Annotated in this window: 12 protein-coding genes; 6 read left to right on the top strand and 6 right to left on the bottom strand. The window is 70.8% G+C overall.

Going from position 1 to position 12377, the window contains the following annotated elements:
- Positions 1-7: 7 nt before the first annotated feature.
- Positions 8-655, top strand: a complete 648-nt coding sequence (locus ACWDAG_RS19475) for a thymidine kinase (protein ID WP_450696820.1) — start codon at positions 8-10, stop codon at positions 653-655.
- A 16-nt stretch (positions 656-671) separates the two neighbouring features.
- Here the strand turns inward: ACWDAG_RS19475 and ACWDAG_RS19470 are convergent, their stop codons facing one another.
- Positions 672-1475, bottom strand: coding sequence for a VOC family protein (locus ACWDAG_RS19470; protein ID WP_450696819.1), 804 nt, complete (start codon positions 1473-1475; stop codon positions 672-674).
- 275 nt (positions 1476-1750) lie between these two features.
- Between ACWDAG_RS19470 and ACWDAG_RS19465 the strand changes: the two genes are divergently transcribed.
- Positions 1751-2611: a sulfurtransferase gene (locus ACWDAG_RS19465; RefSeq protein ID WP_450696818.1), complete on the top strand. Its 861-nt coding sequence runs from the start codon at positions 1751-1753 to the stop codon at positions 2609-2611.
- Between the two features lie 343 nt (positions 2612-2954).
- Here ACWDAG_RS19465 and sepH read toward each other — a convergent pair whose 3' ends face one another.
- The 3 genes from sepH to ACWDAG_RS19450 all read right to left on the bottom strand — a co-directional run bounded on the left by sepH (position 2955) and on the right by ACWDAG_RS19450 (position 6924).
- Positions 2955-4004 (bottom strand): septation protein SepH, encoded by a 1050-nt coding sequence (gene sepH / locus ACWDAG_RS19460; protein WP_450696817.1) that lies wholly within the window; start codon positions 4002-4004, stop codon positions 2955-2957.
- Positions 4005-4406: 402 nt separating this feature from the next.
- Entirely contained in the window at positions 4407-5726 is a 1320-nt protein-coding gene (locus tag ACWDAG_RS19455) for a D-arabinono-1,4-lactone oxidase (protein WP_450696816.1), read from the bottom strand.
- Positions 5686-6924: an MFS transporter gene (locus ACWDAG_RS19450; RefSeq protein WP_450696815.1), complete on the bottom strand. Its 1239-nt coding sequence runs from the start codon at positions 6922-6924 to the stop codon at positions 5686-5688. Before ACWDAG_RS19450 ends, ACWDAG_RS19455 begins: the two co-directional genes overlap by 41 nt.
- 216 nt (positions 6925-7140) lie before the next feature.
- Between ACWDAG_RS19450 and ACWDAG_RS19445 the strand changes: the two genes are divergently transcribed.
- Positions 7141-8268: a ferrochelatase gene (locus ACWDAG_RS19445; RefSeq protein ID WP_450696814.1), complete on the top strand. Its 1128-nt coding sequence runs from the start codon at positions 7141-7143 to the stop codon at positions 8266-8268.
- 8 nt (positions 8269-8276) lie between these two features.
- Entirely contained in the window at positions 8277-9092 is an 816-nt protein-coding gene (locus ACWDAG_RS19440) for an inositol monophosphatase family protein (protein WP_450696813.1), read from the top strand.
- 129 nt (positions 9093-9221) lie between these two features.
- Here the strand turns inward: ACWDAG_RS19440 and ACWDAG_RS19435 are convergent, their stop codons facing one another.
- The gene (locus tag ACWDAG_RS19435; RefSeq protein ID WP_016432180.1) at positions 9222-9386 is read right to left on the bottom strand and encodes a hypothetical protein; all 165 of its coding nucleotides are present in this window, start codon (positions 9384-9386) and stop codon (positions 9222-9224) included.
- Between the two features lie 303 nt (positions 9387-9689).
- A complete protein-coding gene (locus tag ACWDAG_RS19430; RefSeq protein ID WP_450696812.1) occupies positions 9690-10013 on the bottom strand; it encodes a hypothetical protein in 324 nt (107 codons plus the stop codon).
- A 309-nt stretch (positions 10014-10322) separates the two neighbouring features.
- Here ACWDAG_RS19430 and ACWDAG_RS19425 point away from each other — a divergent pair, with 309 nt between their 5' ends.
- Both ACWDAG_RS19425 and ACWDAG_RS19420 read left to right on the top strand, forming a co-directional pair.
- Positions 10323-10976, top strand: coding sequence for a response regulator transcription factor (locus tag ACWDAG_RS19425; RefSeq protein WP_003993508.1), 654 nt, complete (start codon positions 10323-10325; stop codon positions 10974-10976).
- 5 nt (positions 10977-10981) lie between these two features.
- Positions 10982-12214: a sensor histidine kinase gene (locus ACWDAG_RS19420; protein ID WP_450696811.1), complete on the top strand. Its 1233-nt coding sequence runs from the start codon at positions 10982-10984 to the stop codon at positions 12212-12214.
- Positions 12215-12377: the final 163 nt, after the last annotated feature.

Genomic DNA, 12377 nt, shown 5'->3' with positions numbered 1-12377 from the left:
ACTCCCCATGCCCGAGCTGGTGTTCTTCTCCGGAACCATGGACTGCGGGAAGTCGACGCTGGCTCTGCAGATCGAGCACAACCGCTCGGCACGCGGCCTGGCAGGGATGATCTTCACCCGTGACGACCGCGCGGGCGAGGGCAAGCTCTCCTCCCGCCTCGGCCTGGTCACGGACGCGGTGGAGGTCGAGGACGGACAGGACCTCTACGCCTACCTCGTCGACCACCTCTCGCAGGGCGGCCGTGCGGACTACGTCATCGCGGACGAGGCGCAGTTCCTGGCACCGGAGCAGATAGACCAACTCGCTCGCGTGGTGGACGACCTGGGCCTCGACGTCTACGCCTTCGGCATCACGACCGACTTCCGCACCAAGCTGTTCCCCGGCTCCCAGCGCCTGGTCGAGCTGGCCGACCGCGTCGAGGTCCTCCAGGTGGAGGCCCTGTGCTGGTGCGGCGCCCGCGCCACGCACAACGCCCGGACGGTGGGCGGCGCCATGGTCGTCGAGGGCGCACAGGTCGTCGTCGGCGACGTCAACCAGTCGGAGGCAGTCGGCTACGAGGTCCTGTGCCGTCGCCACCACCGCCGCCGCATGACGGCGACGACGTCAGGCTCGGCGGCCCTGTCCCCGGACGTGCTGCCGGTCTCGCAGAGCTAGAAGGACCGCTCGGCCCCTACTGCGGGCTCTCGATCAGTGAGAAGCGGGCGCCCTCGGGGTCGGCGACCGTGGCCACGCGGCCGTGGGCGCTGTCCCTGGGGGACTTGAGGACGTGGCCGCCCAGGTCCACGAGGCGGGTGACTGCTTCGTCCGTGTCGGCGACTTCGAAGTACGTGATCCAGTGCGGGCCCCGATCGCGCGGCAGGGCGGTGCCCACGCCGTGGATGCCGGCGACCGGACGGCCCTCGATGTGCAGACTCACATAGTCGAAGTCGGCGGAGACGACCGGCTCCTCCTCGTAGCCGAAGACCGTCTCGTAGAACTTGGCCACGCTCGCCGACTCGAAGGTCAGCAGCTCGTTCCAGGCCGGAGTGCCGGGCACGCCCGTGAGAGCCGTGCCGAGGTGCTCGGCCGCCTGCCAGATGCCGAAGACGGCACCGGCGGGGTCCGAGCCGATCGCGAGACGGCCGGCCTCGGCGGCGTCCAGGGGCCCCACCCCGATCGTGCCGCCGCACAGCCGTACCGTCTCCGCGGTCAGGTCCACGTCGTCCGAAGCGAGGTAGGGCGTCCAGGCGATCGGCAGATGGCGGTCCGGCGGCAGCTGGCCGATGCCGGCCACCTCGTAGCCGTCGAGCAGGGCCCGTGCGTACGGGCCGAGCTGCTGGGGGCCCGGCTGGAACTCCCAGCCGAACAGCGCACCGTAGAAGTCCTGGGTCGCGGCCAGACCGTGCACCATCAGGCTCACCCAGCAGGGCGTGCCGGGTGCGTGCCGAGCGTGCGTCTCGCCGTTCGGGCCGGCCGACCCCCGTGCCTCCGTCATCGTCACTCTCTCCTCGACCCCTCGCGGTCGCCGTGTCGCTTCCGCACTCCGGATCTCCGTGCAGATGCTCGCACCACAGATGCGACCGCGCGCTCCGGGCGCGCCGCATGCCAGGAGGATGCCCGGTGTGCGGTTCGTCGTCCGTTTCTGTGCGATTGCCGACGGATGGCGATCAGCTGTACAGCATGTGCCCGAACCCGTACGCCTCGTGATCGGGCCTGTCCGGCCGAGCAGAGTAGCCGGACAGGGACGATGCGGCCACCCCGTGCGCAAGGATGGGGGCCATGAACGCCATCATCTCCGCGTCCGAACTCGCGAGCGCCCTGGCGGGGCCGCGCCCGCCCGTAGTGCTCGATGTCCGCTGGCAGCTCAGCGTGGCCAAGGCGGCCGGCGAGCCGCCCTTCGACGGCCGGGCCGCATACGCGGCCGGCCACATCCCCGGTGCCGTCTATGTCGACCTGGACTCGGAGCTCGCCTCCGCGCCCGGCGAACGCGGCCGCCACCCGCTGCCCGGCCTCGATGTCTTCGGCGCCGCGATGCGACGGGCGGGTGTCTCGGCCGGGACGCCGGTGATCGTGTACGACGGCGGGCAGGGCTGGGCCGCGGCCCGTGCATGGTGGCTGCTGCGCTGGACGGGTCACCCGGACGTGCGGGTCCTCGACGGCGGGTTGCCGTCGTGGGAGGGGCCGCTGGAGACGTCGGCACCCGCGCCGGCGGAGGGCGACTTCGAGCCGGTTCCGGGCGGTGCGGGGCTGCTGGACGCCGACGGCGCGGCGGCGCTCGCGCGGGCCGGGGTGCTGTTCGACGCGCGGGCGGGGGAGCGGTATCGCGGGGAGGTGGAGCCGATCGACCGGGTCGGCGGGCACATTCCCGGGGCGGTGTCGGCGCCCACGAACGAGAACGTGGGGGCGGACGGCCGGTTCCTGCCCGCGGAGGAACTGGCCGAGCGCTTCAAGGCTCTTGGCGCGGCCGACGGTTCGCCGGTCGGCGTGTACTGCGGTTCGGGTGTCTCCGGGGCGCACGAGGTGCTGGCACTGGCGGTCGCGGGGATCGACGCTGCGCTGTACGTGGGCTCCTGGTCGGAGTGGTCGTCGGACCCGACTCGCCCTGTTGCTGTGGGGGCTGATCCTCAGTAGCCCTGGGGTGCGGCGCGGGGTGGGTGCGCTTGCCGGCGCCGGCGGGTGCCGCCTTTCCTCGGGTCGGGAGCCGCCCTAGGCGGCACGCATGCCCGCAGGCTACGCCGGGTGGGGGGCTGCCCCAGGCGGTACGAGTGCTTGCGGGTTGGGCAGGGTCGGATGCCGCCCCAGGCGGTACGACCAGCGCGCAGGGCAGGCAGGGCCGCGCAGGGGCGGGGGCTGCCCCAGGCGACTCGCATGGCCGCAGGCTGCGCACGTGGCCGATCGGGTGCATGAGTGAGGGCCGTGCCCGGTCGGCGCGGCCCTCACCCCCGTACAGCCGTCTGCATGGCTGTGCGACCGACTACTCCTGCTTCTTGCGCCGTGTCCCGAACACGATCTCGTCCCAGCTGGGGACCGCCGCGCGGCGGCCGGGGCGGACGCCGTCGGCCTCGGCCTGGCGGTCCGTGGCGCCGACGAGGCGGTCGCGGTGGCTGGTGACCGAGCGGGGCATGAGGACGTCCGCGTAGGCGGAACCGGCCGAGGCCGCGGGGGCCGGGGGTTCCTCCTCCTCGGGTTCGGCAGCGGCGGCGGGCTCCTCCGGCGGTGGCGGCGGAGGAGACGCCTCTGCGGGGCGCTCCGGGACCACCAGGTCGCCGCGGAAGCTCGGTACCGCCTCCAACAGGCTGGTCAGCGAGTCCCGTTCACCCGAGCTCTCCTCGGCGGGCTCGGACGCCTGCGCAGGCAGGCTCGGCCGATCGAGGGCACGGTCCAGAGGGCGGTCGCGCGGCAGCCGTGCGATGCGCGGGACGAACGGAAAGCTGGGCTCCGGCGCGGCGAGGTCCTCGGACTCGCCGATCAGCGAGCGCGCCTCCTCGTCGACGGCCTGGACGAGCCGCCGGGGCGGGTCGTACGTCCAACTCGCCGAGTGCGGTTCGCCCGCGACCCGGTAGACCAGGAGGACCTCCCAGGTGCCGTCGTCGCGGCGCCAGGAGTCCCACTGCACGGTGTCCTTCTCGGCGCCGCGCAGCAGCAGTCGCTCCTGGACGGCCTCGCCGAGCTGGGGTCCGGCGTTCTCGCCGGGCCGCCGGACGGGTGTCTTGCGGGCCCGCTCGGCCATGAACGCGCGCTCCGCGAGCACGGGGCCCTCGAAGCGTCGTACGCGGTCGACGGGGATACCGGCGAGCTGGGCGACTTCTTCCGCGGAGGCACCGGCGCGTATACGCGCCTGGATGTCACGGGGGCGGAGATGGCTCTCCACCTCGATCTCGATCTGGCCGAGGCGGGGCCGGTCGCCGCGGACGGCGGCACGCAGCCGTTCGTCGATCGGAAGCGTGTACTCCGTTGCGTCGGCAGCCTTCAGCACCAGCCGTGTGCCGTCATTCGAGACGGCCACGACACGCAGTTCGGGCATGGGGACCTCCCGGGTGGTGCCTGCCGACGTCACGTGCGTCGCTGCTTCCGCTAGTCGAGTGTGGCCTGCCCGGGTGCAGCCTGCCACAACCTTGCCGAGTTGCCCGGCGTGTCGGGCCAGGGCCCTGGATCGCCGTTATGGCACGGTTACCTATTCGCAACGCTAAGTGACCAACTCCGTCACCCTGTGCAACTGGCCCCCTCCCGGCGGTCCTTGAAGGTCACGGACGCCCTGGCGGGAGACCGGACCCAGGGCTCGCAACAGTACTCCATTCGGGCCACGTGCGTGGATTGGCGCGCCGCCCAACTTCTGGCAACGGACCGGACGCGGCCGCCCGTTGCGCGGATTCCGGGATCTTGAACGTGGCGTACTTCACGGAATCGGCAGAAACGGAACCAATGGCTACGGCCCCAACACCCGCCGCAGGTAGTCGTTCTGGAAGCGCCGGTCCGGGTCGAGCCGGTCCCGCAGCGCGGTGAACTCGCCGAAGCGCGGGTAGACCCCGGAGAAGTACTCGGCGTCCCGTGTGTGCACCTTGCCCCAGTGCGGCCGGCCCTCGTGAGCGGTGAAGATGCGCTCGGCGGCGGTGAAGTACGCCTGATAGGGCGTCCCCCGGAACATGTGGACGGCGACGTACGCGCTGTCGCGGCCCGATGCCGTGGACAGGGTGATGTCGTCGGCGGGAGCCGTGCGCACCTCGACGGGGAAGCTGATCCGCAGACCGGAGCGGTCCAGCATCGTCTTCAGTTCGCGCAGCGTCTCCGTGAGGGCCTCGCGCGGAACGGCGTACTCCATCTCCACGAAGCGCACCCGGCGCGGTGAAGTGAAGACCTTGTACGGAATATCGGTGTAAGTGCGCGAGGACAGGGCCTTGCTGGAGATCTGGGCGATCGTCGGGACGGTCGCGGGCGCCGCGCGACCCACCAGCTGGGCCACCTGGAAGACGCCGTTGGAGAGGAACTCGTCCTCGAACCAGCCCGCGATCTTGCTCACCGGCTTCTCGGGGCCCGCGCTGCGGTTGTTGCGCTTGGTGTTGGTGGAGCCGGTGTGCGGGAACCAGTAGAACTCGAAGTGCTCGTTCTCGGCCCACAGTTCGTCGAACTCGGCGAGCACCCTGTCGAAGGGCATCGGTTCCTCCCGCGCCGTGAGGAGGAAGATCGGCTCCACGGCGAAGGTGATCGCGGTGACGACACCGAGGGCGCCGAGGCCGATCCGGGCGGCCGCGAAGACCTCCGGGTTCTCCTTCTCGGAGCAGGCGAGCACCGATCCGTCGGCCGTGACCAGCTCAAGTCCCTTGATCTGCGCGGCGATCGAGGCCGACTCGCGGCCCGTGCCGTGCGTGCCGGTGCTGGTGGCGCCGGAGATCGTCTGCTCCATGATGTCGCCCATGTTGGTCAGCGACAGACCCTCGCGGGCCAGAGCCATGTTGAGCCTCTTGAGCGGGGTGCCGGCCTCCACCGTGACCGTCATGGCATCGCGATCAATCTTGCGGATGCCGGTCAACAGTTGAGGGCGGATCAACACACCGTCGGTGGCCGCGATGGACGTGAAGGAGTGCCCCGTGCCGATGGCCTTCACCGTCAGCCCGTCCTGAGCGGCCTGCCGTATCGCCGCCGACAGTTCCTCCACGGAGGCCGGCTCGACCTCCCGCGCGGGACGGGCCGTGACGTTGCCGGCCCAGTTACGCCACGTGCCGTTCTTCCCGCTCGCTGTGCTGCTCAACGACGCCTCCCCGACGCGGAGCCGGCCTGCTGAGCCGGCGGTACCCGAGGAAACCGACCGCGACCGCGACGGCCCCGGACACCGCCGGAACCCCGTACCCGGCACGCGCGCCGGCCGCGTCGATGACCCAGCCGGCCACCGAGGAGCCGAGTGCGACACCGACCGCGAGGCCGGTGCTCACCCAGGTCATGCCCTCGGTCAACTGTGCGCGTGGTACGTGCTCTTCGATCAGGGACATGGTGGTGATCATCGTGGGAGCGACGGCCATGCCCGCAACGAACAGCGCCACGGCCAGAAACGGCAAGTTTCCGACCAGTAGGAGGGGGATCATACTCACGGCCATCGCGCATATGCCCAGCAGCCAGCGGCGTGCGGGCACCCCCTTGAAGTGCCGCAGCCCGAACACCGCTCCGGCCGCGCAGGAACCCGCCGCGTACAGCGCAAGCACAAGGCTCGCGGCGGCCTTGTGGCCCCGCTCGTCGGCGAAGGCCACGGTGACCACGTCGACGGAACCGAAGATCGTCCCGGTCGCCACGAAGGTGGGCACGAGGACCTGCAGGCCACGCGCGCGCAGTGCCGTACCACCGCCGTGCTGCTCCCGGGGGTGTGGATCGGGCTCGGTGGCGCGCTGGGCGGTCAGCCAGAAGACGCCGGTCGCCAGGAAGCAGGCGGCGAGCAGCGGCCCCGCCTCCGGGAACCAGGCCGTGGACAGACCGATGGAGATGATCGGCCCGAAGATGAAGCACACCTCGTCCACCACCGACTCGAAGGAGTACGCGGTGTGCAGCTGCGGAGTGCCCCGGTACAGGGCCGCCCAGCGAGCGCGGATCATCGCGCCGAGGCTCGGCACCGAGCCGATGCCGGCGGCGCACACGAACAGCACCCCGTCCGGCCACCGGAAGTGTGAGGCGAGCAGCAGCCCGGCCGCCGAGGCGAGCGCGACGAGCGTCGCGGGCCGCAGCACCCTGCGCTGCCCGTACTGGTCCACCAGCCGGGATATCTGCGGCCCGATCGCCGCGGCCGCGAGCGCGATGGTCGCCGACAGGGCGCCTGCGAGCCCGTAGCGCCCGGTGAGCTGGGAGATCATCGTGACCACGCCGATGCCCATCATCGACAGCGGCATCCGGCCGATGAGGCCCGCGGCGGAGAACCCCTTGGTGCCGGGGGCGGCGAACAGGGCGCGGTAGGGGCTGGGCACGGGGTCTCCGATGGCTACGGCTCAGAAAGGTGCTGGCGACGACAGCGGTGCTGGCTGGAACTCAGTAAGGTGCGAACTTGGCTGATACAGCTTACGAGTGAGGTCACCCTAATGCACCCGGCGATTCGGCCGGTGAACGCGTCCGGAATGCGGCCCGCCGCTCGCTCGTCACCCCGCCGTTTCCCGGCTGTCAGTGCCGGGTGGCAGGATCGACCCATGTCAGACGCGCTCGATGCCACCCCCTACGACGCCCTGCTCCTGCTCTCGTTCGGCGGCCCGGAAGGCCCGGACGACGTGGTCCCGTTCCTGGAGAACGTGACGCGCGGGCGGGGCATCCCCAAGGAACGCCTGAAGGAAGTCGGGCAGCACTACTTCCTGTTCGGCGGGGTCAGCCCCATCAACGACCAGAACCGCGCCCTGCTGGACGCCCTCCGCAAGGACTTCGCGGACCACGGCCTGAACCTTCCGGTCTACTGGGGCAACCGCAACTGGGCGCCCTATCTGACGGACACCCTGCGAGAGATGGTCGCCGAGGGCCACCGCCGCATCCTGGTCCTCGCCACCAGCGCCTATGCCTCGTACTCGGGCTGCCGTCAGTACCGCGAGAACCTCGCCGACTCGCTCGCCGAGCTGGAGGCCGAGGGCCTGGAGCTGCCGAAGATCGACAAGATCCGGCACTACTTCAACCACGAGGGCTTCGTGGAGCCCATGATCGAGGGCGTGCTGCAGTCCTTGGCCGACCTCCCCGAGGACGTCCGGGACGGAGCGCACATCGCCTTCTCGACGCACTCGATCCCCACCGCGTCCGCCGACACCTCGGGCCCGGTCCAGGACCACGGGGACGGCGGCGCGTACGTCGAGCAGCATCTGGAGGTCGCTCAGCTGATCGCCGACGCGGTCCGCGAGCGCACCGGCATCGACCACCCCTGGCAGCTCGTCTACCAGTCACGCTCCGGCGCCCCGCACATCCCGTGGCTCGAGCCCGACATCTGCGACCACCTGGAGGAGCGGCAGGCGGCCGGCGCCCCGGCGGTCGTCATCGCCCCCATCGGTTTCGTCTCCGACCACATGGAGGTCCTCTACGACCTCGACACGGAGGCCAAGGCGAAGGCCGGGGAGCTGGGCCTGCCGATGCGCCGCTCCGCCACCGTGGGCGCCGACCCGCGCTTCGCCGCCGCGATCCGCGACCTCGTCCTGGAGCGGGCGTCCGTGGAGCGCGGCGAGGAGGTCACGCCCTGCGCCCTGGGCGCGCTCGGCGCGAGCCACAACCTCTGCCCGGTCGGCTGCTGCCCGGCCCGCGCCCCCCGCCCGGCCGCCGCCGGCGCCGACAGCCCCTACGTGTGAGGAGCCCCGTGACCGACCCCCTGCATCAGGAACTGCTCGCCCTCGCCCAGGAGGCCGCCCGCCGCGCCGGGGAGCTGCTGCGGGACGGCCGCCCGGCCGACCTCGCGGTCGCCGCGACCAAGTCGAGCCCGATCGACGTGGTGACCGAGATGGACATCGCGGCGGAGAAGCTGATCACGGACCTGATCTTCGAGCACCGCCCGGACGACGGCTTCCTCGGCGAGGAGGGTGCCTCCACCGAGGGCACCAGCGGGATCCGATGGGTGATCGACCCGCTCGACGGCACGGTCAACTACCTGTACGGGCTGCCCACTTGGGCCGTCTCCATCGCGGCCGAGCAGGACGGCGAGACCGTCGTCGGGGTCGTCGCGGCCCCGATGCGCGGCGAGACGTTCCACGCGGTCCGCGGCGGCGGAGCGCGCGCCACGGGCGCCTGGGAGGGCGAGCGCGAGCTGGCCTGCCGTCCCGCGCCGCCCCTCGACCAGGCCCTGGTCTCCACGGGCTTCAACTACGTCACCGAGGTCCGCACCCACCAGGCCGAGGTCGCGCAGAAGCTGATCCCCCTGCTGCGCGACATCCGGCGCAGCGGCTCGGCCGCCGTCGACCTGTGCGACGTCGCGGCCGGCCGCCTCGACGGCTACTACGAGCGCGGGCTGCACCCATGGGACCTCGCCGCCGGGGACCTCATCGCCCGGGAAGCGGGCGCGCTGACCGGTGGACGCCCCGGAGAGCGCCCCGCTCACGCTCTGACGATCGCCGGCACCCCGGGCGTCTTCGAGCCCCTCCAGCGCCTCCTGGAGGACTTCGGCGCCTGGCACGACTGAGGGCCGTACGGCGGGGCGACATCGCCACCAACGGGCGGTGAACACCGTCGTACGACAACGCGGCGGGCCCCCGGCGCTGGATTCGCCGGGGGCCCGCTGTCGTGCGTACGTGCTGATCAGACGCAGACGCTAGGCGCCGACCTCCACACCGTGCTCGGCGGCGAGGCGGCGCAGGTCGTCGAGCTCGCCCTGCTCCACCTCGACGAGGAAGTCGTCGCCCTCGTCGCGAGCCCGCGTCAGGTCGGACTCGGTCGTCCTTATGCGCTGCAGAAGTCCTGCGGTGAATGCGTCCATGCTGCGCCCCCTCGTCCTGGGTCGTGGGTCGGTGGCACGGGGGTGTGCCGTTGGGAAGGGGCGATCACGTCTCCATCAGGTGCCCGGCACACGGGCGCCGGGGGTGGCGACGGTGCCGGACACCCACGCCCACTCTGCGGAAAGCGGATTGCGCCGTACCGCATGGTGCTGCGGCACTAGCAGAGCGTGATCGCGGGGTATGAACCGTCCTCCCCGCCCTTCCTCCCACGAAAACCTCAACCGGCCGAGAAAATTCCCGAGGCCGCACCCAGGGCGGCTCAGAGGCAAGCGTGGCGCCGAGCTCTAGGTGTGGAGCCTGCTCTCCGCCTGGTAGCTGGTGCTCTTGACCCAGGCATACGTTCCGCCACAGCTGTAGGACGAGGTCGCATTGTCAGTTGTCTTGACCCACGAACCCTCGAACGACGCGACGACGCCGCGGCTGTCGACACACTTGACGATGACGCGCACGTACCCCCATCCGCCAGTACAGGCCGCGTACCCCCTGATGGCCTTGCTGTCCGTCCAGCTGGAGCAGCCGGTCGGCCCACTGACCGCCGTTGCCGGAGTGGCCACGGCGACACCGGAGGCGACCAGGGCGGCCACACCCATGGCGACAGCGCTCGTCATTTTCTTCATAGAAAACACAAATTCCCCTTTTGCGGAGCTGGTCAGGCTCTGCGGGCTTGCGCCTCCGCGAAACAGCCGATCCGACGCGGCTTGCGTATGGCTTGATCCCCTGCCCGTCATGAGCACGCTAACCCTACAGGGCCTGGAACAGCGGGAGTCGGGAGGTTCTCCCGCGGCCGTCTTACAGCCGACTTACGGCCGAAAAGGGCAGGATGGGGGCACACACTCATGGTGGACCCTGCCCACATACCCCTCTGCCCGCGCGCCCGCCCGGCGCTACGCGGGTGGACATCAGGAAGGACAAGCGACGTGCGCGTACTCGTCGTCGAGGACGAGCAACTGCTCGCCGATGCGGTGGCCACCGGACTGCGCCGGGAGGCCATGGCCGTCGACGTCGTGTACGACGGTGCGGCCGCCCTGGAGCGCATCGGCGTCAACGACTACGACGTGGTCGTCCTCGACCGCGACCTCCCGCTCGTCCACGGCGACGACGTCTGCCGCAAGATCGTGGAACTCGGCATGCCCACGCGCGTGCTGATGCTCACGGCCTCCGGCGACGTCAGCGACCGCGTCGAGGGCCTGGAGATCGGCGCCGACGACTATCTCCCCAAGCCCTTCGCGTTCAGCGAGCTCATCGCACGCGTGCGTGCCCTCGGCCGGCGCACCAGTGTGCCGCTGCCGCCGGTCCTGGAGCGTGCGGGCATCAAGCTCGACCCCAACCGCCGCGAGGTCTTCCGTGACGGTAAGGAGGTCCAGCTCGCGCCCAAGGAGTTCGCCGTCCTGGAGGTGCTGATGCGCTCCGAGGGCGCCGTCGTCTCCGCGGAGCAACTCCTCGAGAAAGCCTGGGACGAGAACACCGACCCGTTCACCAACGTCGTGCGCGTGACCGTGATGACGCTGCGCCGCAAGCTGGGGGAGCCGCCGGTCATTGTGACCGTCCCCGGCTCCGGCTACCGGATCTGATCCCCGTGGCCACAACGCCCGTACCTCCCCAGGCCCCGCCGAAGCCCACCTGGGACCCCAGAAGGCCGGTGCCGGCGCCTCCCTGGCTGCGTCCGACCATCCGGATACGGCTGACGCTGCTGTACGGCGGCATGTTCTTGATCGCGGGCATCCTGCTGCTCTCGATCATCTACCTGCTCGCCGCGCACGCACTGAACGTGGGCAGCGAGCTCCCGTTCAAGATCCTCTCGGGCCAGCTGACCAGCGACAGCTGCAACTTTCCGTCTCAGCCGTCGGTGACCCAGATCAACCACGCCATGAACGAGTGTGTGAACGACCAGCGCCAACACGCCCTCGATGACCTGCTCAGCCGCTCCCTGCTCGCCCTCCTGGGCCTCGCGATCATCGCCTTCGCCTTCGGCTACGCCATGGCCGGCCGGGTGCTCTCCCCGCTCGGCCGGATTCTCCGCACCGCGCGCGCCGTGGCCGGCTCGGACCTGTCCCGCCGGATCGAGCTGGACGGCCCGGACGACGAGATCAAGGAACTGGCCGACACCTTCGACGACATGCTGGAGCGCCTGCAGCGCGCTTTCACCGCCCAGCAGCGCTTCGTCGGCAACGCCTCGCACGAGCTGCGCACACCCCTCGCGATCAACCGCACGCTCCTCGAGGTGCACCTGTCCGACCCGAACGCCCCGGCGGAGCTGCACCAGCTCGGCAAGACGCTGCTGGCGACCAACGAGCGCAGCGAGCAGCTGGTCGAGGGCCTGCTGCTGCTCGCCCGCAGCGACAACCAGATCGTCGAGCGCAAGCCGGTGGACCTCGCCGAGGTCGCCGAGCAGGCCGTCGACCAGGTGCGCTCGGAGGCGGAGGCCAAGGGCGTGGTGATCCGCGGCGAGCAGAAGCCCGCAGTCGTGCAGGGCAACGGCGTGCTCCTGGAGCGGATCGCGCTGAACCTGGTGCAGAACGCCGTGCGGTACAACGTGCCGGAGGACGGCTGGGTCGAGGTCACCACCGAGGTCCGGCACGGCCAGGCGGTCCTGGTCGTGTCGAACACGGGGCCCGTCGTACCGGCGTACGAGATCGACAATCTCTTCGAGCCCTTCCGGCGCCTGCGCACGGAGCGCACGGGTAGCGACAAGGGCGTCGGCCTCGGCCTCTCCATCGCCCGGTCCGTGGCCCGGGCTCACGGCGGGCACATCTCGGCCCAGCCCCGTGAGGGGGGTGGACTCGTGATGCGCGTCGCGCTCCCGATCTGAGATCATGTCGCCGACACACAGGGATGTTCGCTTTGCGCGGAATTTTCTGGCCGCCGAACGGCGCATCCCATGTGTGATCGATCACAAGGGCGATTTTCCAGCCATCTACTCTCCGTGATCATGAGGACTGCCGTAAAGCCGGGAAAATCCGGGTTTTCGGGTG

This window comes from Streptomyces sp. NPDC001157, from assembly GCF_053598255.1.
Note: the sequence above shows the minus strand (reverse complement) of the source record. Positions and strands in the feature narration are given on the sequence as shown.

What these genes read in the sequence shown, in the direction of transcription:
- ACWDAG_RS19465 (WP_450696818.1), top strand. Translation starts at nt 1,751, where the DNA reads ATGGGGGCCATGAACGCCATCATCTCCGCGTCCGAACTCGCGAGCGCC.
- ACWDAG_RS19430 (WP_450696812.1), bottom strand. Translation starts at nt 10,013, where the DNA reads ATGACGAGCGCTGTCGCCATGGGTGTGGCCGCCCTGGTCGCCTCCGGT.
- ACWDAG_RS19475 (WP_450696820.1), top strand. Translation starts at nt 8, where the DNA reads ATGCCCGAGCTGGTGTTCTTCTCCGGAACCATGGACTGCGGGAAGTCG.
- sepH (WP_450696817.1), bottom strand. Translation starts at nt 4,004, where the DNA reads ATGCCCGAACTGCGTGTCGTGGCCGTCTCGAATGACGGCACACGGCTG.
- ACWDAG_RS19435 (WP_016432180.1), bottom strand. Translation starts at nt 9,386, where the DNA reads ATGGACGCATTCACCGCAGGACTTCTGCAGCGCATAAGGACGACCGAG.
- ACWDAG_RS19445 (WP_450696814.1), top strand. Translation starts at nt 7,141, where the DNA reads ATGTCAGACGCGCTCGATGCCACCCCCTACGACGCCCTGCTCCTGCTC.
- ACWDAG_RS19470 (WP_450696819.1), bottom strand. Translation starts at nt 1,475, where the DNA reads ATGACGGAGGCACGGGGGTCGGCCGGCCCGAACGGCGAGACGCACGCT.